This is a genomic window from Flavisolibacter ginsengiterrae DSM 18136, from assembly GCF_059568575.1.
The window spans coordinates 49101-69114 of the sequence record NZ_JCANTR010000006.1; the positions used below are offsets into that span (position 1 = coordinate 49101).

At 41.7% G+C, this 20014-nt stretch carries 17 protein-coding genes; 5 read left to right on the top strand and 12 right to left on the bottom strand.

Annotation, left to right across the window (positions count from 1 at the left end; all coding sequences use genetic code 11):
* A complete protein-coding gene (locus tag BP74_RS08150; RefSeq protein ID WP_496372911.1) occupies positions 1 to 1029 on the top strand; it encodes a tryptophan 2,3-dioxygenase in 1029 nt (342 codons plus the stop codon).
* A gap of 19 nt (positions 1030 to 1048) precedes the next feature.
* Here BP74_RS08150 and BP74_RS08155 read toward each other — a convergent pair whose 3' ends face one another.
* The 7 genes from BP74_RS08155 to BP74_RS08185 all read right to left on the bottom strand — a co-directional run bounded on the left by BP74_RS08155 (position 1049) and on the right by BP74_RS08185 (position 8588).
* A complete protein-coding gene (locus BP74_RS08155; protein WP_496372913.1) occupies positions 1049 to 1810 on the bottom strand; it encodes an MBL fold metallo-hydrolase in 762 nt (253 codons plus the stop codon).
* Between the two features lie 25 nt (positions 1811 to 1835).
* Positions 1836 to 3173 (bottom strand): rod shape-determining protein RodA, encoded by a 1338-nt coding sequence (gene rodA / locus BP74_RS08160; protein WP_496372915.1) that lies wholly within the window; start codon positions 3171 to 3173, stop codon positions 1836 to 1838.
* Positions 3173 to 5272, bottom strand: coding sequence for a penicillin-binding protein 2 (gene mrdA / locus BP74_RS08165; protein ID WP_496372917.1), 2100 nt, complete (start codon positions 5270 to 5272; stop codon positions 3173 to 3175). Before mrdA ends, rodA begins: the two co-directional genes overlap by 1 nt.
* A 319-nt stretch (positions 5273 to 5591) precedes the next feature.
* A complete protein-coding gene (mreD, locus tag BP74_RS08170; protein WP_496372919.1) occupies positions 5592 to 6125 on the bottom strand; it encodes a rod shape-determining protein MreD in 534 nt (177 codons plus the stop codon).
* Positions 6122 to 7000 carry a rod shape-determining protein MreC gene (gene mreC / locus BP74_RS08175; protein WP_496372921.1) on the bottom strand — a complete coding sequence of 293 codons (879 nt, stop codon included), beginning with the start codon at positions 6998 to 7000 and terminating at the stop codon, positions 6122 to 6124. The genes mreD and mreC overlap by 4 nt, the downstream gene beginning before the upstream one ends.
* Before the next feature lie 77 nt (positions 7001 to 7077).
* Positions 7078 to 8103 carry a rod shape-determining protein gene (locus tag BP74_RS08180; RefSeq protein ID WP_072834082.1) on the bottom strand — a complete coding sequence of 342 codons (1026 nt, stop codon included), beginning with the start codon at positions 8101 to 8103 and terminating at the stop codon, positions 7078 to 7080.
* Positions 8104 to 8354: 251 nt separating this feature from the next.
* Positions 8355 to 8588, bottom strand: a complete 234-nt coding sequence (locus BP74_RS08185) for a hypothetical protein (protein WP_496372923.1) — start codon at positions 8586 to 8588, stop codon at positions 8355 to 8357.
* 17 nt (positions 8589 to 8605) lie between these two features.
* Here BP74_RS08185 and BP74_RS08190 point away from each other — a divergent pair, with 17 nt between their 5' ends.
* From BP74_RS08190 to BP74_RS08205, 4 genes are all read left to right on the top strand, one after another.
* A complete protein-coding gene (locus BP74_RS08190; RefSeq protein ID WP_496372925.1) occupies positions 8606 to 9778 on the top strand; it encodes an MFS transporter in 1173 nt (390 codons plus the stop codon).
* Positions 9779 to 9801: 23 nt separating this feature from the next.
* A complete protein-coding gene (locus BP74_RS08195; protein ID WP_496372927.1) occupies positions 9802 to 11871 on the top strand; it encodes a ComEC/Rec2 family competence protein in 2070 nt (689 codons plus the stop codon).
* Positions 11872 to 12027: 156 nt separating this feature from the next.
* Positions 12028 to 13536, top strand: coding sequence for a bifunctional phosphoribosylaminoimidazolecarboxamide formyltransferase/IMP cyclohydrolase (gene purH / locus BP74_RS08200; RefSeq protein WP_496372929.1), 1509 nt, complete (start codon positions 12028 to 12030; stop codon positions 13534 to 13536).
* A 96-nt stretch (positions 13537 to 13632) separates the two neighbouring features.
* Positions 13633 to 14622 carry a DMT family transporter gene (locus BP74_RS08205; protein ID WP_496372931.1) on the top strand — a complete coding sequence of 330 codons (990 nt, stop codon included), beginning with the start codon at positions 13633 to 13635 and terminating at the stop codon, positions 14620 to 14622.
* Here BP74_RS08205 and BP74_RS08210 read toward each other — a convergent pair.
* The 5 genes from BP74_RS08210 to gldE form a co-directional block, all read right to left on the bottom strand.
* Positions 14609 to 15958: a polysaccharide deacetylase family protein gene (locus BP74_RS08210; protein ID WP_496372933.1), complete on the bottom strand. Its 1350-nt coding sequence runs from the start codon at positions 15956 to 15958 to the stop codon at positions 14609 to 14611. The two genes, BP74_RS08205 and BP74_RS08210, sit on opposite strands and share 14 nt — an antisense overlap.
* On the bottom strand, positions 15958 to 17334 hold the full coding sequence (locus BP74_RS08215; protein ID WP_496372935.1) for a LutB/LldF family L-lactate oxidation iron-sulfur protein: 1377 nt from the start codon (positions 17332 to 17334) through the stop codon (positions 15958 to 15960). Before BP74_RS08215 ends, BP74_RS08210 begins: the two co-directional genes overlap by 1 nt.
* A gap of 2 nt (positions 17335 to 17336) precedes the next feature.
* Entirely contained in the window at positions 17337 to 17921 is a 585-nt protein-coding gene (locus BP74_RS08220) for a DUF3109 family protein (protein ID WP_496372937.1), read from the bottom strand.
* Positions 17922 to 18072: 151 nt separating this feature from the next.
* A complete protein-coding gene (gene gldD / locus BP74_RS08225; protein WP_496372939.1) occupies positions 18073 to 18657 on the bottom strand; it encodes a gliding motility lipoprotein GldD in 585 nt (194 codons plus the stop codon).
* Positions 18647 to 19990: a gliding motility-associated protein GldE gene (gene gldE, locus BP74_RS08230; protein ID WP_496372941.1), complete on the bottom strand. Its 1344-nt coding sequence runs from the start codon at positions 19988 to 19990 to the stop codon at positions 18647 to 18649. Before gldE ends, gldD begins: the two co-directional genes overlap by 11 nt.
* Between the last annotated feature and the right edge of the window lie 24 nt (positions 19991 to 20014).

Consider the following 20014-nt stretch of genomic DNA (forward strand, 5'->3'; position numbering starts at 1 on the left):
ATGACTGATGTTCATTACCACGATTATCTTCAGCTGGATAAGATCCTGAATGCACAGGAACCTGAAAGTGCACGCCATAATGTTGCTGCACATGATGAAATGCTCTTTATTATCATTCACCAGGCATATGAACTATGGTTCAAGCAATTGCACCATGAAGCAGATTCAGTAGTGGAGATTATGCGCAAACCATCATTAAATGACAACTCACCAGAACTGCAAACAGTGGTGCACCGCCTGAACAGGATGGTTGTGATTCTCCGGGTACTGATTCACCAGATAGATATTCTTGAAACCATGACGCCCATGGACTTCCTTGATTTCAGGGATATGCTGCGCCCTGCTTCCGGCTTTCAAAGCTGGCAGTTCAAACTGCTGGAGGCCAAACTGGGACTGAAGTTTGAATACAGGCATGGTAAGGAATATTACACTGCCCAATTGCGCGCCGAACATGTAGAACTGATTAAGAAAGCTGAAACGGATCAATCTTTCCTTCAACTGGTGAATGATTGGCTGGAGCGCATGCCCTTCTTTGATGATACCGAATTATGGAAAGAATATGCTAGCACAAGTACTGAGCATCCTTTCTGGGAAAAATACAAAGAAAGCTACAGGAATAGCCTGGCTGAAGCAGAGAAGAATAACCTGGAAGCTTTTGATGAAGTATTTTTTACGCAAAGAGAATCACATTACACATTGTCCGGGAAAGCCAACAGGGCGGCGTTATTTATTATGTTGTACCGCGGATACCCGTTATTACAATTGCCTTTCCAGTTACTTAATAATTTGCTTGAAATAGACGAACAATTGAGCACCTGGCGTCACCGCCACATGAATATGGTGCACCGTATGATTGGTACCCGAATCGGCACAGGAGGAAGTTCTGGCAAGGACTACCTTAAAGCAGCTGCAGACAAACATTACATATTCAAGGAGATCGCACAGTTAAACTCCTTCCTGATAGAAAGAAGAAGGTTGCCCCAACTTCCAAAAGCAATAGAACGAAAGCTTGGCTTTGCTGTTGAATAATAATTTACAAGGAAAAGCTTTATAACCTGGGGTCAGTTAAGGGACGTGTAAATACAGGGGCTTTAATATCATGATAAAAAAGGAAGGTCCATCCTTCCTTGTTACCCTGCTCCCACCATTCTCTCCTGAGATTCATGGCCTGCTCGGGGTGGTAATCATATTTGGTTTTATACCGCACTTTCATTTGTTGTAACTGAGGTGCGTCGTCACCTCCAAAGAATATGGTTTGATTGTCATCACGTATCCAAAATACCTGGTGAAATGGTGAGTGTGCACCAGTATGACGGTAACTGATATAATCATCTATTAAACCTTCATCATTGTCAAGGAACTGCACCTGCCCGGATTTACCCAATACTTCTATCTCTTCAGGAATAAATGAGGGGGAACCTTTCTCCATAGCAAACTCCCATTCTCTTCTTTTCACATAATAAGTAGCATTGGGAAGGCTAAGCCTTGAATGATCATTTTCCATGCTGATACCTCCTGCATGGTCTTTATGCAAATGCGACATCAACACTTTGGTTACCTGTCCTGGTTTAATACCTTCCTTTTCAAGATTGGCATGAAGCTGCATTTTGCCATGTGTGCTGTCATTAAACCCAAGGCCGGTGTCCAGTAGCAAAATATCTTTTGTAGTGATGACTACAAATGGCTGTATCTCCACCAGCAAACTCCCAATTGGACGTTCATTCAGGATATGTTCACCTTCTTCAAATGGAACAAAGAGTTTCGTTTTATCAATAGTAAAAGAACCTTCGGAGAGTGGAATAACTTTCATCAGAATAATTACATTAAAACTACCATTACCTCAACACCATTTGCCTGTCAGCATCGAGCCTGATAAGGATAAATAATAGTATGGTGAATGTCAATAAAGCGGTACCACCATAACTGATAAAGGGAAGGGGTATACCAATTACCGGGGCCAGCCCAATGGTCATACAAATATTTATCGTCACATGGAAAAAAAGCACAGCCGCCACACCATATGCATAACAACGGCTAAAAACACTTCTTTGCCTTTCCGCTACAGCTACTATTCTAAAAAGCAGTAACATATAGATACCTAACAACACCGTGGTGCCTATAAAGCCAAAACCTTCGCCAATGGTGCAAAATATAAAATCCGTACGCTGTTCCGGTACAAAATCATATCGTGTCTGTGTTCCTTTAAGTAAACCTTTACCGGTGAAACCTCCGGAGCCTATCGCAATCTTTGATTGTTTCACATTATAGTCAACATCTTTCTTGCCTGGCTTTTGAAGTTCCTGCTTACTTCCTGGCTTTTTGTATTCTTCCGGAATATCCCGGCCAATGGTGCTGAATATACGTTCCACCTGGTAAGGCTGCATCACCCGTTGGAATACAAAGGGGACTCCAAATCGTTGAATGCCTACACAGATGATCCATATAAAGACCACCTTGGTGAGTATGCCTCTTTTTCTTCTCGATTGCCTGTAAATAACATAGCCTACCAATGCAGCTACAACGGTCAGCGCTACTGCCAGGATATTCTTATCTACAAGAAGAGTTGCTACTACAAGGGCAGCCAAAGAAAATCCAACAACAAGCACAGTGGCAGGTAAACCTTCGCGGTACATGACAATAAAAAAAGAAAAATATACCAGCGCCAAGCCGGTTTCACTTTGCAATATGGTCAGCATGGAGGGCAATAAAACAATCCCTGCAGCAATAAGTTGTGATCTTGTCTTGCTAAAATCAAGATTGGGAAGTGAAAGATATTTGGCAAGGGCCAGGCATACACATACTTTACAGAATTCAGCTGGCTGGAACTGGAAACCTCCAAAGCGAATGATGGATTCAGTTCCCTTTACTCTTGAGTGAAAAGGAAATACAAGCAGCAATAACACAATGCCCAGGGCATACCATATGTTGGCCGTAGCAGTGAAGAATTTACTATCCGTCAGTAATATAAATATGCCCAGTACAAAAGCGATGAAAAAGTAATACATCTGCTTGCTGTAATCCGTCTTGAAAGAAAAGAAGCTGGCCATTACGGCATCTCCTTCTTTATAGGTCACTGCAAAAATGGCCATGATCCCCACTATTACCAGCAATAGGTACAACCATATAAGGCTCACATCTATCCCTTTCGATATACCCGTATCATTGCGATTCATTATACAGTTGAATTTTTCTTTTTGATTATAAAGCCTTTTTCGGGTTCAAAAAGTTCAGGTTTGCGATACACTATTTTGGTCTTTGGTGTATCCTGCTCTTTTTTTATAGGTGCAGGAGTATAGCCTTTGCGTAAATATTTTTTGATATAATTACTATCCTGGGTGAGGTTAAAGTAAAAATAGGCTCTCACTGAATCCTCTTTATATTGTAACCGTGGCAGATACCCCGGCATAAGATTGGCTGCTGCTATTCTATCCACCTCTTTCGCCCTGTCTGCACGAAGAGAATCAGTTAAATATTTTTCAATCATCAGGTAAGCCATTGGGCCAGCCCAGGTAGATCCAAATCCTCCATTTTCAACGATAACAGCAATAGCGATCTTTGGATCTTCGCGAGGCGCAAAGCAGGCAAACAGGGAGTGATCTTTTAGCTGCAAGGCCCTTCCATCAAGGACAATCTTATTTTCAGCCGTTCCTGTTTTAGCACAAATATTTATACCCGGGATCTTTGGTATACCTGCCGCAGTACCTACAATAGTTACATCCTCCATACCATCAATTACATCCTCGTAATCGCTGTTGGATATATGTACAGGTATCTGGTGTTTATCCCTGAAGCGGTTTAAAATACTATCCTCTTTTGTTTCACTTTCAATATTCTTTACAAAATGAGGGGTATAAAAATAACCCTTGTTGGCAATGATGCACATGGCATTGGCAATCTGTACAGGTGTAGCCAGCATCATATCCTGTCCTATTCCCAATGTAACATTGGTACAGGAATTCCAGGATCCCCTGTACACCTTATTATATCTTGAAGTATCCGGGATATTTCCCCTGTCTTCGCTGGGAAGGTCAACGCCAAGGGGATTACCATAACCAAATGCGTTCATATATTCCTTCCACTTGGCATATCCTTTTTTCACATTACCGATCTTCGGATTATCCACTGTTAGGCGATAGGTCATGGAGAAGAATGAATTACACGAATGGGCAATGGACTGTCGCAGGTTTCCTGAATGACCGGCCCATTTTTCCGTGCAGCGCACTGGCCTTGCACAACCGTAATAGGCACCTGTGCAACCTATACCGGAGTTTTGGTTGATAACTCCTTCATCAAGGCCTATAAGTGCACCAATGGGTTTGTACGTGGACCCTGGCGGATATTGTCCCTTGATTGCCCTGTTTAATAAAGGACGGGAAACATCCAGTACGAACTTTCCGTAGGTCTTTTTAAAATTGGCACCTGTAAGATCATTAGGGTTGAAAGTAGGTCCTGAGGCCATGGCAATGATGCCTCCGGTTTTTGGCTCAATAGCTATAATGGCCCCAATTTTATTGGTAAGTAATTTCTCTGCCAGTTGTTGCACCTCGATGTCCACATAGGTATTCAATCCCCTTCCCGAAACCGCTTTTTGGTCAAGTGATCCATTATCATAAGATCCGACCAGCCGGTTCCGGTGGTCCTTGATCAAATATTGTAAACCTCTCTGTCCCATCAGCACTTTTTCATAATATGCTTCGAGACCTGTTCGTCCCACGTAATCACCTGGAAGGTAAAATCCTTCAGACCGGGCGATGATACCAGAATCTACTTCACCAGTGTAGCCCATAAAGTGTGCCCCGGCATTGAAAGGAAACGTTCGCACCAGCCTGTCCTGCAGGTAGAAACCTTTATCTTCAAAACGCCACATGTTTTCCTGCAAACGCGCATATTTTTCCTGCGTCAGCAATCCTTCAAATGAGGAAGGACGGTAACGTCCGTTCTTGACAATTGCTTCAATGATCCTGTTCTTAAATTCAGCCGTGTCTATTTCCAGCAACTGGCAGAGGTAAGCAGTATCCACATTTTTCACCTCTGAAGGCGTCACCATAAGATCATACATCAGCACATTGTTAACGATGGCCTTTTTCTTCCTGTCAAATACGATCCCCCTCGATGGGTAAACTGTCTTTTTAAAAATAGCATTATCTGCTGCCAGCTTTTGATATTTACTGGAAACAATTTGAAGGTTGAATAGCTGGCCTAGCATCACCAGGAAGGCAACAATGAAAATAAGGCGGATGATATAACTCCTAGATTGGTTAAACACAGGCATTGATTATACCGAAGTCAAAAAATAGTTTCGTAAGACTGCTATGCAAATTTGGTAAAGGTTTGGGGATATGCAAAAACAAGAAGACAAGAACTTGTCTTATTTTTTTGTAAAATTAAAATAACGTCCTGCAAAATACCCCTTAACAGTGAAAGCTGGCGAAATAAACAAAAGGCAGCTATATTACCATTTATAGCTGGCAGCTTCAGCCTATGAAGCTTGTATTTTTATTTAATTGTGAATGATATAGTGAGAAATAACCATAAATCACAGTCTGTATGGATAGTGTTATTGAATAATAACGAAACTTTCCGGGTTGATATCAGGCGGTATTGGTTCTGAATTTTACCCTGCGCGGAAACAATAGTTCTGTAGTAAAGATCAATAATAAACTTATGGCAGTAGTGGTCAGGATCTTCAACAGAAAATCAAGAAAATTACCAAAATGCAGGAATTCCAGTAATAACAAATAGGTATTATGGCATAAGGCCATCACCAATATATACACTCCATACGGTGCCCATCCCATGGCCCGGGGCGTTGGTTCGCGGTAATTGAATTCTGCCGTATCCTTTGGTATCAATAAAGTAATTATGAATGGCCTGATATAGGCAATCAGCACGCAGGCAGCAGCGTGGAGACCGGGTGTATTGGTAAAATAATCCAGCAACAGGCCTGCTGCAAAACCAGTAAGTAACAATCCTGGCCTGGAAATACTGAAAGGCAGCCAGATAATGAAAAGGAAATACAGGTAAGGGACTATAAACCGATGGAGGTGAGGTATTTTATTTAATACATAAACCTGTACCAGCACGAATACAATTAGCCTGAATATATTTTTTACCAGATCACTCACTTAGTAGTTCTTTTTTGCTGTTCTATCTTTTTTTCTGTTTCCTTTTCCAGTTGCAACTGCTCTTCCCTCTGTAAATTATCTACCACGAAAACCTGTTGCACATTATTGAAGTTGACTGCTGGCCGAACCTTTAAGAGGTAAAAACCGGTGGCAGGATCATTTCCGATACCGCTAATTGTGCCTATTAATTTATCAGGAGGGAAATTGTAAGAATATTTACTGGTGACGACAGTATCACCCAGTTTCACTGCAATATTTTTGGGTATGCCCTCCAGGTAAACAGCTTTGGGGTCTTTTCCATCCCATTTGATCCTGCCAGATTCGCCTGTATTTTTCAGCGAAGCGCTTACGGAACTTTGCACATGCAGCAAGCTCATTACCTGGCTGAAATTAGGGCTCTCATTAACCACCACACCTACCACGGAGCCATCGGAACTTAGTACGGCCATGTTATCCTTGATCCCATACTTTGATCCACGGTCCAACTGCAGGTAATTGCGATCGAAATTGATGGTATTGTACACCACTTTTGCATCCAGCCAATAATACCTGCGGACCCTTTTAGTGGAATCAACCAGGATGGTATCCGCAATGGCTCTTTTTCCTGTATCGGGAATAGTGAAATTATTATGTAATAAATTGAGAAGGGAGTCATTCATCCGGTGCACCCTTTTATTTTCCTCACCCTGGTGAAAATAATCATCTAGCCTATCCACCTGGGTATTTACTACACCAGTGAACTGGTTAGCCATCCCCAATCCTACCGTACGATGAAAGCGGTTATAATTAAACAACATCCAAAGTGAAAAGATTTGCAGCACCAGGAAGGCTAAAAAGGTAAAATACCTCCGGATAAATAGAAAAATATTGCGCACTGGCTATAGAATTCAGGATTTTATAAGACATACTCACGGCAAAGGCCATGAAAAACTATGTCTCAGAGCTTCATAAATTATCTCATGACAAAGGGATAACGATCATAGTTCTTTAAAGCTAACCCAGTTCCGCGAACAACACTTTTCAATGGATCATCGGCTACATGCACTGGTAGTTTGATCTTCTGGCTCAGGCGTTTATCCAGGCCTTTCAGCAGCGCGCCACCCCCAGTAATGTATAAGCCGCGGCGATAAATATCAGCGGCCAGTTCAGGAGGAGTTTGTTCCAGGGCTTTCAGTACCGCTTCTTCTATTTTAAAGATGCTTTTATCAAGTGCTTCGGCTATTTCCTGGTAGCTTACCATGATCTGTTTGGGAATACCTGTTACCAGGTCACGACCGTTTACAGGGATATCATCCGGCGGATTATCCAGGTCTTTCATGGCTGCGCCTATCTGAATTTTGATCTGTTCAGCAGTTCTTTCACCGATCAATAAGCTATGGTACCTACGCAAAGCCTCCATTATATCCGCGGTAAATTCATCACCGGCAATACGAATGGATTGATCGCAAACAATACCAGCCAGGGCAATAACGGTAATACCGGTTGTACCCCCACCTATATCAATGATCATGTTACCAACAGGTTCCTCCACGTCAATTCCGATACCCAGGGCAGCAGCCATAGGCTCGTGAATCAGGTAAACTTCTTTAGCTCCTGCCTGCTCGGCACTGTCTCTGACAGCACGCTTCTCCACTTCTGTAATAGAAGATGGGATGCAGATCATCATGCGCCAGCTGGGGGGAAATAAAGGCTTTTTGGGGTAAACCAATTTGATCATTTCACGAAGCATCAGTTCGGCTGCGTTAAAATCGGCGATAACACCGTCTTTGAGCGGGCGAATGGTCTTAATGCTTTCGTGGGTTTTTTCATGCATCATTAAGGCACGTTTTCCAACGGCCAAAACTTCTTTCGGGTTATTTCGGTTCAGCGCTACAATGGAAGGCTCGTTTACCACCACTTCATCATTATGAATAATCAGGGTATTGGCTGTTCCTAGGTCTATTGCTATTTCTTGCGTGAACCAATTAAAAAGTCCCATGCTTCTGTATTGGATTTAATGTTTTGAAGGTTGTGTGCAAAGTTGTAAGAAATAAATTGAAATGTCAAAGTTAAAAGCAGCACTGGCAGCACATTTTTTTGAAGAATATCAATTAATTACGAGCAAAAATCATCGCAACGTTTCTTCAAAGGATTAATTGTTCAACCAGTCAACATATTTACAGGACCATAAACCGGGCTAAAGTCAGTTGGTAAAATTGAAGATATCTTCCTACGAGTAGGCTTAATAAATTATACTTTCTTCCCGTCTACTCCCTGGCTACTTCCTATCAAAGGCATAGGAACGGTATGGATACTCCGTGCGAGCACGGAGTATCCATACCTTAGACTGGGAGTAGATAGGGCGAAGCTATAAGGAAGGATAGAAGGATCCATCCATGCTGTTTGCAATTGTATATGGTATTGATGTAGAAAACGATTACGTGCATTAGACCAGGTCCCCGCATTACCTTTTTTGGTCTTCAAGCCCCTACATTTGGAGAATGAAAGTGATCAACAGGACGGTTTTGATCCTATCGCTGGTAAGCCTGTTTGCAGACATAGCCAGCGAAATGCTGTACCCGGTGATACCTGTTTACCTGAAAGAGATCGGATTTTCGGTGTTATTAATAGGCATCCTGGAAGGTGTAGCCAATTTTACCGCCGGTATCAGTAAAGGATATTTTGGGAAATTAAGTGATCAAAAAGGATTGCGCATACCCTTTATTAAAGGAGGATATTTTCTGAGTGCCATATCCAAACCTATGATGGCTGCCTTTACATTTCCCTTCTGGATCTTCCTGGCAAGAACGGTGGACAGGCTGGGAAAAGGATTACGAACCGCTGCCAGGGATGCCTTGTTGTCACAAAATGCCACGCCTGAAACCAAGGCCCGGGTTTTTGGCTTTCACCGGGGCATGGATACCCTGGGAGCGGCTATAGGCCCCATCATTGCCCTGGCACTCCTGTTCTTTTACCCGCATAATTACACCTATATTTTCCTCATTGCCTTCATTCCGGGACTTGTTTCTGTTTTGCTGGTATTTCTAATAAAAGAATCACCCCAACAATCATCTACGCTGGGAAAAGGAAATTTCTTTTCTTTTTTCAAATACTGGAAAATCGCAACACCTGAATTTAAGAGAGTGGTCATAGGTTTATTGTTTCTTGCGCTTTTTAACAGTTCTGATATTTTTTTGCTTTTAAAAACCAGGGAAGTAACCGGTAGCGATCAACTGACTATTGGCGCATATATATTATATAACCTGGTGTATGCATTGGCCTCCTTCCCTCTGGGTATGCTTGCCGACAGAATTGGCATCAGGCAGGTATTGGTCTCGGGCCTTTCTGTTTTTGCGCTTGTCTACTATCTTTTCGGAACCACCCATTCGGTCTGGGTCATTGGAGGAGCCTTTGTCCTTTATGGTTTTTATGCGGCAGCCACAGAAGGCATAGCTAAAGCATGGATCACTAATACAGCCCATAATGCCAACACGGGCACCGCAGTAGGGTTTTACACATCCTGCGAAAGCCTTTGCACATTACTGGCAAGCGTCATTGCAGGAGCATTGTGGACAGGTTTTGGAAGCAAATCGACATTCATGGTTACCGCGGCAGCTGCCATAGTCTCAATGATATATTTATTGACAACCACGAGAAAAAGGGTTGAAAAATAACAACAGGCATTTTATCTTTCAGAATGCCTCCAAGAATACCAGCCTGGAAAGAAGCGCCATTTGTGCGGCTACTTATTCCCCTGGCCGTTGGTATTATGATTCAATGGCATGCACAGTTCAGGGCCTCCTGGTTGCAATTTGGAATTGTAGTTTGCATCCTGGCAGTAAGTATATTTTCCATTCTAACCTTAAAAAATAAATTCAGGTTTCAAACACTTAATGGAATAAGTATAAACCTGCTCTGCATCATTTTTGGATGCTTGCTGGTGTTTGTAAAAGATATCAGGCATTCCGGGGATTGGTTTGGCCATGCCAGCCATGCCGGGTATATTTTGGTTAAACTTGAAGAGCCTTTACAGGTAAAGCCCAACTCTTTTAAGGCTTTAGGCACCATACAAGCTATAAAGGACAAGGAAAAAATGGAAGCTAGCCAGGGTAAAGTGATTTTGTATTTTCAAAAAGATCAGGCATTCAAAACACTCAGCTTCGGATCACAGATCCTGATCAAAAACAAACTACAGGAAATAAAAAACACAGGCAACCCGGGCAGTTTTGATTACAAACAGTATTGTTTATTCCAGGGCATTACCCACCAGGCGTATTTGACAGCAAATGATTTTGTATTGTTAAACCAATCCCAAACAGCTTTTGAGACATTTATTTTTGATAGCAGGGAATGGGTCATTCGTACCATCAAAAAATACATTGACGGTGAAAAAGAACAAGGCCTGGCATCTGCCCTATTGATTGGCTATAAGAATGATTTGGACAAAAGCCTGGTGCAATCCTATACCAATACTGGTGTAGTTCATATCATTGCCATTTCGGGACTTCACCTTGGATTGATCTACTGGTTATTATTACTGCTTACCCAGCCTCTTGCAAAAAATAAATGGTCTAAATGGTTACGACTTATCATCATACTTTCATCCTTATGGCTATTTAGCATTCTTTCAGGTGCCCAGCCTTCCGTAATGCGCTCGGCGGTTATGTTTTCATTTCTTGCTCTGGGAGAAATTATTTCACGGCAAAGCAAAGTATATAACAACCTTGCCCTGTCTGCTTTTGTCTTGCTTTGTTATGATCCTTTCTGGTTATGGGATGCAGGCTTCCAACTTTCCTACGCGGCAGTTATTAGCATCAGTGCTTTTTACAAACCTATATATAACTGGTTCTATTTTACCAATAAAGGCATTGATTTTTTCTGGAAGCTGGTGGCTATTACTTTAGCTGCGCAGCTACTTACTTTACCTGTCAGCATATATCATTTTCACCAATTGCCTTTACTTTTCCTAATTACCAATATAGTGGCAGTGCCCCTATCAAGTGTTATACTTTTTGGTGAAATATTTTTATGTGCTTTCTTTTTTATTACGCCATTAGCACAAGCCACGGGAAAGTTATTGCACTGGCTTATCTATTGGATGAACAGCTATATTGAACAATGGAATGATATGCCCTTCGCATTATGGAAAGGTTTATCGATCACTCCATTACAGGCAACCCTGCTGGTGATATTGATACTTAGCGCTAGTTACTGGCTTCTTAACAGAAAAAGACATTTATTGTACCTGGCTGTGTTTAGTTCACTGCTATTTATGGGGTTGAGATCCATTTCGTTTATACAGGCTGGTCAACAAAAAAGAATCATAGTTTATAATGTGCCAAAGTTGCAGGCCATAGATATTATTCAGGGAATGCAATACAACTTCATAGGAGATTCAGAATTGCTTTATGATAATTTCAACAGGAACTTTCATTTACAACCTTCGAGGTTAATACAAAGAGTGGCATGGAACCAGGAAATACCTGTACAGGCCAAAAATCTGGAGGTGCAGGGTAAATATATCTTCATAATTGATGGGCAGAACCCTACAATCTTTCCACAAAAAACAAATGTTGACCTGTTGATCCTTTCTAAAAACCCACGGTTGTATATTTCGAAATTAATTGCAACTGGCCGACCCGGGCAGGTGGTGATTGACGGCTCAGTGCCAGACTGGAAAGCAAGGCTGTGGCAACATGATTGCGATTCTCTCCACATCCCATGTTTTAATGTAACAGAAAAAGGCGCCTATATACTGGAACTCTAGAATGCTGATTTATATAGCAGTGAAATACTACTTCATTGTTAAGTTATCTCTTTAGTTATCCACCATTGTATATTTTCCACTTTTGTGGTAAAAATGCAGTGGAGTACCTTTGCGGCTCTTATATTCCAGGTAAACTGAATTGCTCAATCAATTTCCATGAACAAGAAAATTTCCTCTGCACTCATATCTGTTTTTTATAAAGAAGGTCTGGAGCCATTGGTAAAAGAACTTCACAACCACGGGGTAACCATTTATTCCACAGGCGGAACTCAAAATTATATTCAGAATCTTGGCATTGGTGTTGTTCCAGTTGAAGAGCTGACCACCTATCCATCGATTTTGGGCGGACGTGTAAAGACGCTTCATCCATCGGTATTTGGTGGAATCCTTGGACGCAGGGATAATGAAACGGACCTGGAAGAAATGAAACAATATAATATCCCGGTCATTGACCTGGTTATTGTAGACCTGTATCCCTTCCAGGAAACTGTAGCACAGACAAATGAAGAAAAACTGATCATTGAAAAGATCGATATTGGTGGTCCCAGCATGATACGGGCAGCTGCTAAGAATTTCAGTGATGTAACCGTAGTGGCATCAAAAGATGATTACCAGAAATTAATAGACATATTACAACAACAAAACGGTGAAACAAGGCTTGATCAACGGCGTAGTTTTGCAGCCAGGGCCTTCAGTATAGTTGCAGATTATGATATTGCCATTCATAATTATTTCCACCAGGATGCTCCATTAAACGTAATTGGCAGCGGTCCTCAGAGTCCATTGCGTTACGGGGAGAATCCACATCAACAGGCAGTATTTTTTGGAGACCTTTCCGCATGCTTTGACCAGTTGCATGGAAAGGAAATATCTTACAACAACCTGGTTGATATTGATGCTGCCATAGAACTGATACAGGAATTTCTGGGTACCACATTTGCCATTATCAAGCATACCAATGTCTGTGGCATAGCATCAAGAGATACAGTATTTGAGTCATGGAAAGATGCACTGGCAGGTGATCCTGAAAGCGCGTTTGGCGGTGTTTTGGTCTGCAACAAAGAGGTTGACGGGGCTACTGCAGATGCTATCAGCGAAATATTTTTTGAAGTATTGATCGCACCATCATTTAGTTCAGATGCGCTGGATAAATTGAAATCTAAAAAGAACAGGATATTGTTGCAACTGAAGAATACCAACACGACCCATAATATTTATAAAAATGCTGTAAACGGAACACTGCAACAGCAGAAGGACAAGGGCAATTTTGAAAAATGGGAAGAAGTTGGAGCCCGTGGCTCTACCGAAGCCGAAAGAAAAGATCTTGAATTTGCCAACCTGGTATGCAAACATTTGAAATCTAATGCCATCGCACTGGTGAAAAACCAGCAATTGGTTGGAAAAGGTTGTGGGCAGACCAGCCGCATAGATGCCCTGCGTCATGCTGTGGAAAAAGCCAAACAATTTCATTTTGACCTGAACGGTGCAGTGATGGCCAGTGATGCTTTCTTCCCTTTTAATGACTGTGTACAATTAGGGCACGAGGCAGGTATTACAGCATTCATTCAACCCGGAGGATCAATAAGAGATAAAGACAGTATTGAATATTGTAAGGCTAACAACCTGGCAATGGTAATGACTGGCATGAGACATTTCCGGCATTGATACGCAGCTTTTAAGAGCAGTGTAACAAGGATTGCAACGAAACCAAAACAACTCAGGATTTTTAAAGGCGATGTAATAGGCGCCACAGTAAAATAAATGAACAATAAGGAACCTAACTTAACTTCCCTTGATCCTGACCGGAAGAGTAATGTTCCTTTACGGTATTTTACTTACCTGAATCCTTTTAATTTTAAGAAGCAGGGCACAAAGGTCAAAGCATTTATTGCGCTGGCATTGGTCTGTTTCTTTTGGGGCACTACCTGGGTAGCATCCAAGGAAGCAGTAAGTCATATGCCGGCTCTCCAAATGGCAGGCATGCGACAGTTTTTTGGAGGCACCTGTTATATCCTGTTCTTTTTATTTAAAGGAGCTAAATTTCCCAGGGGCAAAGAATGGATAACCATCTTCGTATTGGGTTTTCTCAATTTTACGCTGAGCAATGGCCTATCCACCTGGGGAGTTAAGTTTATTTCAGCAGGCTTAGGATCAATTATTGGTGCCATTTTTCCTTTATGGCTGGTGGTCATAGGATTGTTCTCTTCCCATTCCAGGCTAAATAAGAAAACGATCACAGGCCTTTTAATAGGATTTGTTGGTATTTGCATCATCTTCTATGAACATCTGAATGATTTTTTCATTGGAGATTTCAGGTTGGGTATTTTTCTTTCAGTAGCAGCTACATGGTCCTGGGCGTTTGGCACTCTCTACACCAAAAAACATGCTGCCATCTTCAATCCCTATTTTGGCCTTGGGTTACAAATGTTCATTTCAGGAATTGCCCTTATCGGAGTTTCCCATATATCTAATGATGCCCTACCGTATAAAGAAATACCCTGGCAATCATGGACGGGCATTGCCTACCTGGTGGTCTTTGGTTCGGTAATTTCCTTTATTGCCTATTTATATGCTTTGCAAAATCTACCAACCGAACAGGTTTCCATTTATGCGTATATCAACCCGATAGTGGCTGTTATATTAGGATGGATCCTTTTTGGAGAAATGCTGACACCTTTTATCATTGCGGGTGTACTGGTCACTTTGTACGGTGTTTACCTCGTGAACAGGTCCATCATCAAGCTGAAATGAGATCGCTGTTAATCTTTTCTATGAACATTTGGTAAATTTCCCGCCAGCCATTAAATTCCTTTGCATTGCCTAAAAAGCTATTGTGCCAGATCGTGATCATGGTACCATTTACTGCACGAATAGTTTCATAATACCTGGCAAGTTCTTTGGCAGCTTCATCTGCCGTTTGTCCCTGCTCATAAAATGAATTGGCGTCCATAAAGCAGAAAGGATGAATAAGCAGGTTGGTAGCTTCGTCATTTTTAAGGTCATACCAGTAATAGGAAGAGGCTATAGAAGCCCTGAATCCGTTGATACTGCCATATCCCATGGAATAGTCATTCCTGATACCTGCGGTGATCAGCCTCCGGTATGTTTGGGGCAATTCAAAACGGATATAATGTTGTCTTGATGAATTAATGGCCTTGCCTGAAGTATGTTCCAGCCATTCTTTTTCCCTGATCAACCAATGCGGTACATCTCCACTATGCCAGGAAGGGTGTAATCCAACTTTATATTTGTCAGCTGTATTCCTGATCAATTCTTTGAATGCCTGGTTATGCAGAGAAATATTCTTATCATACTTACCAGGTTGATGTGCAACAAGGAAAAAATAAATGGGATCCAATTGATATTGACTATGCAAAGCCTCCATCCATTCGTAGGAATCGTAAGGATCTGGCTGTTTTCCCCTGAGCACTTTAGATCTTTCAGATACAGAACGCCAACTACCTTTTACAAATGATTTTAAAAAAGCGCCTCCATTCCTTTTTAACCCCTTGTGCATATAACTCCAGGCCATGTCAATATCATAGGTAGGCGTGAATGTAAATGAAGGTATATTCTTTCGAAATAAAGGGTCCCGTTCTGCCAGTAAGATCCTGAAATCTTCAAGCCAGGTGTTCACCAAAGGCTCTGAAAGAAATTGTTCTTTAAAAGCGAAAGAATTCACATGGGCATACCTGCCATACATATCTTTTTTATGTGGTAAATATTCTTCGTACCTGGTGATCAGGAAAAAGATAGCAGCAAAAAGGTCAAAGCCCGTATTCCCTTCTGTTTTAAAAAATGCCTTATAGCTACCAGGCGCACCCGAAAATGGCGCATGATCAAATAGCTCAAGCTTTACAGGATGAATGGCGGATTCAGTCAGCAGGGCATGTGAATGCATCCATATCTCCCCCTTATCTAGAGGATGGTAGCTGTAATTGATCTTGCATAAACAGCCCGATTTTATATAACCATCTTCATCACTGGTCAATTTAAATAAGGCTCCGTAATATCTTGAAAGGAAAGCAGCTATATATTCCAGTCTTGGAGTAATACTATGACTAAAGATCAGAGCTGCAAAGATCATTACAGGTTATTTCTTTCTTTCCACAATTGATTGAAGGATTTTTTAGGAAATTGGAGTTCACTTCGGTTCTTCTTCCATTCTTTTACAAAGCTATTGACCACCCAGGTTTTTATAGGCGCTGAACCCATATTCATAATTTTCCTGTTCAACATAGCCTTTTTCCAGAACCTCCAGGCCATCTTTTCTCCAAAGGATGCAGCTCCTTCGTCAACCGCCTCATGACGGTTTTCAAGCAGCAATTCGTGCAGGTTTATTTTAACCGCACAAACTTCGGTACAGTTTCCGCATAGTGAAGAAGCATAACTCAAATGCTTCCATTCATCCATATTCCGAAGGTGTGGTGTAATGACGGAACCTATAGGGCCACTATACGTGGTTCCATAAGTATGTCCACCTATATTTTTATAAACCGGGCATGCGTTCAGGCAGGCGCCGCAACGGATACAGTATAATGCTTCCCTTGCCTTTTCATTGGCTAAGAGGTTGGTACGGCCATTATCCAAAAGTATCACAAACATTTCAGTGGGGCCATCGTTCTCATTCACCTGCCGGGGCCCCGAGATGATAGAATTGTACACTGTAACCTTTTGTCCTGTGCCATAGGTGGCCAGCAAGGGCCAGAATAATCCAAGGTCGGTAATGGAAGGCAATACTTTTTCGATGCCAACAATTACAATATGGGTTTTGGGGAAGGCAGAACTGAGACGCGCATTCCCTTCATTTTCAGTAACAGCAATGCCGCCAATATCTGCTATGATAAAATTGGCTCCTGTTATTCCTATTTGTGCTTCAGTATATTTTTCACGCAATTTTTCCCTTGCAACCAGGGTAAGCTGGGTTGGTGTCAGGTGGGGAGAAGTGCCTAATTTATGGGCAAACACCCTGGCCACATCTTCCTTGCTTTTGTGCATGGCAGGTGTGACAATATGGTAAGGTGGCTCACCATCCAATTGCTGGATGTATTCGCCAAGGTCGGTCTCCACGCTTTCAATACCATTTTCTTCAAGGAAATGATTCAGGTGTATCTCCTCTGTAACCATGCTCTTGCTCTTAACTATAGTGGAGCATTTTTTGGCCTGGCAAATTTTTAAAATTTCAGCTAAGGCTTCATCTGCAGTCTCTGCCCAGATCACTTTAGCTCCTCTCCTGCTGATCTGCATTTCGAAGTTTTCGAGTTGCTTATCAAGCGTTTCAATGGCCTTCCACTTAATATTCTTTGCTTTTTCCCGCGCCAGGTGCACATCTTTGAATTGCTGCTTTCCCATAGGTACAACAGCATTGTAGCGTGACATATTGAAGTTGATCTTTCGACGATGGTCCCTGTCGGCTGCCTTGATGGCGCTTTTTGCGTTGAAATCCAAAGATTGCTCAGACATGGTTACTTCTTTTGTTCATCAAAATGCTCTATCGCCACCTGGTGAAGGGCATCATAAAAATCATTTCCAAACTTACGAACGATCGCTTCCTTTAAAAATTTGTAAACAGGTAATTTTAATTTCTTACCTAAAGTGCAGGCGGGTTTGCACATGGTCTCCCTGGGCTCATAATTGAGCATTGTGTATTCCTTGCTTTTTGTGAGCTTAATGGGGTAAAGGTGACAGCTTATTGGCTTTTTCCATTCTAATTTACCATCATTACAGGCCTGCTCTATAGAGCATTTAATAATGCCTTGCTTATCCCTGTAGCCATACGCACAGATCTTGCCATTGACAGTAGGTGTTACCCATCCAAACTCCCGGTCATATAAATATTTTCCCTGCCTTTCTATTTCCTGGAGGCCTTCGCGGGTCATGTAAGGTTTGATCACTCCAAAATTTTCATCCAGTAACTTCTTTTCTTCAGGCAGAAGAGGTGCGCCGGCGTCTCCATCTTCACAACAGCCACCTTTACATTTATGAAGGTCGCAAACAAATTGAGCCTCTACCACTTCATCACTGACCAATATTTTATCAATTGCAATCACAAAAAAGGTTTTAACAAAGGTAATCTTCCCTGTGGCAGTGATAAAGCGTATTAACGGGATATTTAATTTTCATCACGATTATATACCGGAGCACACAGGCATTCACGTGTTTGATAGTTAAATAATGACAATGGTTATTATTTAATGTCAATTATTTCCAGCGAAGTGTGTTGATGAGATGCCGAAGGTCTTCACGCAGGAAATTGGTAACCGGAGCCAATGAATCTTCATTAGGTGTTACATTAAAGTATAATGCGCCCCTCAAAAAATGCTTCACTGTATCAGTGGCAAAGAACTGGCTGGAGGTGGCTGCATTACCTTTCAAAGTGAAAAATACACCTTCGATCCCTGAAGCAGTGGTAAAGGGTTCAGGCTCAATGGCCGATGCCCTGTATGTATGCTGCTTGTAAGAAAGGGTATATGCGTCATTTACCAGTGAATCAAATTTATTCTTACCTATTTCCTTGTAAGAGATATAAAACCTGCCGTTCAGCGTAGGGAAATCAATATTTATCCAGTAAGGGTTCTCTGCTTTTTCATCAAAGAATAAGGAATCTTTAATGATCTTACCATATACAGGGTATTCAAATGAATAAGGATAGCCCGGCTGCTCAAACAACTGGTATTGTTTCTTTGGCAGGTCAATCTTATAGTATCCCCGGGGCTTTTGCGTGTATTCACTATTACAGCTAATAATAACGAAACCCAATAAGGCTAAAAGAAAACTAAGCTTCATGGTTAATGAAAATCTTTACTGTTTTAATTCTGTTCCTTTCTGTTTCCAAAACAGTAAAATCAAAATCACCGCTGGACACAACTTCATTAATGGCAGGAAATTCACCAGCAATTTCCAATACCAGGCCGGCCAGCGAATCGCTTTCGCCTTTCACCTGGTCGAAGGTATCAATGGGAAGGCTCATAGCACGGCAAAGGTCATATAACATGATCTTGGCATCTGCTATATAGGTAACATCGTCCAGTTTTCTGATAGCATTCTCCTCTTCATCAAATTCATCCCTGATATCACCAATGATCTCCTCCAGTATATCCTCCATGGTAACGATACCATTGGTTCCTCCAAATTCATCCACAACGATGGCAAAATGTATACGCTTGGTTTGAAATTCCTTGAGCAGGTCTTTGATCAATTTTGACTCAGGCACAAATAAGGTAGGCCTGATCACAAGGTGCCAGTCAAAATCCGGTTGATTTAAATAAGGTAAAAGGTCCTTTGTATTTAAAATGCCAATGGTTTCATCCAAACTGTTTTTGAAAACAGGGAGCCTGGAATAATGTAACTCCTCAACTTTTTTAATCAGGTCGGGAAAGCTGGTGGTATAATCTACTCCATTAACGTCCAGCCTGAATTTCATGATCTGTTTTACGGTGATGTTACTGAACTTAACGATGCCTTTCAGGATATTCTTTTCTTCGATGGAAGTCTGCACATTATTGATCTCAATTGCATCATCCAGCTCCTTCATGCTTGCAGCTTCAGATTCATTGGCACCACTGGTCTCACTGATCTGGTCTGCAATGGCTACCATGCGTAAACTGATCCTGCGTAAGAGTAAATGCAATGCTTCCACCACCGCTGATGTACTATAGGCAAAACGCAATGTATTTTGAGTGGCCCAAACTTTAGGCAACATCTTACCAATGAAAACTATAACGAAGGCAATGATGATAATTTTGATAAGCATGTCAATATTGACAGGCAGGAACAGGTTGATGGTTCCAATATGCAAAACTGAAGATAGAAGGAAGTTGGCCAGGATGATGATGCTGATATTAAAAACACCCCCCGCGATCAGCAGCGAGGTATACACAGCTTTACGCTCTTCAAGCAGGTTGGTAATACGGCGGGCTGCTGCATGCTGTTTAGTCTTCAGCATATTAAGATCCCTGTTTTGAAGTGAGAAGAGGGCTACTTCAGCACCCGAGGTAATAAAGCTTAGTAAGAGGAGCACTAATAATAAAACTACCAGGAATACACTGCTCTGTGGATTTACTGTATGAGCGATCTGGGCGAAATGATATAAATAGTTTTTTACCGACGAGTGATCCAATGCAAAGGTTTTGGTGAACAGATA

Excerpts from the sequence above, each read along its gene's own strand:
- BP74_RS08150 (WP_496372911.1), top strand. The coding sequence starts at position 1 with ATGACTGATGTTCATTACCACGATTATCTTCAGCTGGATAAGATCCTG.
- BP74_RS08155 (WP_496372913.1), bottom strand. The coding sequence starts at position 1,810 with ATGAAAGTTATTCCACTCTCCGAAGGTTCTTTTACTATTGATAAAACG.
- rodA (WP_496372915.1), bottom strand. The coding sequence starts at position 3,173 with ATGAATCGCAATGATACGGGTATATCGAAAGGGATAGATGTGAGCCTT.
- mrdA (WP_496372917.1), bottom strand. The coding sequence starts at position 5,272 with ATGCCTGTGTTTAACCAATCTAGGAGTTATATCATCCGCCTTATTTTC.
- BP74_RS08180 (WP_072834082.1), bottom strand. The coding sequence starts at position 8,103 with ATGGGACTTTTTAATTGGTTCACGCAAGAAATAGCAATAGACCTAGGA.
- BP74_RS08190 (WP_496372925.1), top strand. The coding sequence starts at position 8,606 with ATGAAAGTGATCAACAGGACGGTTTTGATCCTATCGCTGGTAAGCCTG.
- BP74_RS08195 (WP_496372927.1), top strand. The coding sequence starts at position 9,802 with ATGCCTCCAAGAATACCAGCCTGGAAAGAAGCGCCATTTGTGCGGCTA.
- purH (WP_496372929.1), top strand. The coding sequence starts at position 12,028 with ATGAACAAGAAAATTTCCTCTGCACTCATATCTGTTTTTTATAAAGAA.
- BP74_RS08205 (WP_496372931.1), top strand. The coding sequence starts at position 13,633 with ATGAACAATAAGGAACCTAACTTAACTTCCCTTGATCCTGACCGGAAG.
- BP74_RS08210 (WP_496372933.1), bottom strand. The coding sequence starts at position 15,958 with ATGATCTTTGCAGCTCTGATCTTTAGTCATAGTATTACTCCAAGACTG.
- BP74_RS08215 (WP_496372935.1), bottom strand. The coding sequence starts at position 17,334 with ATGTCTGAGCAATCTTTGGATTTCAACGCAAAAAGCGCCATCAAGGCA.
- gldD (WP_496372939.1), bottom strand. The coding sequence starts at position 18,657 with ATGAAGCTTAGTTTTCTTTTAGCCTTATTGGGTTTCGTTATTATTAGC.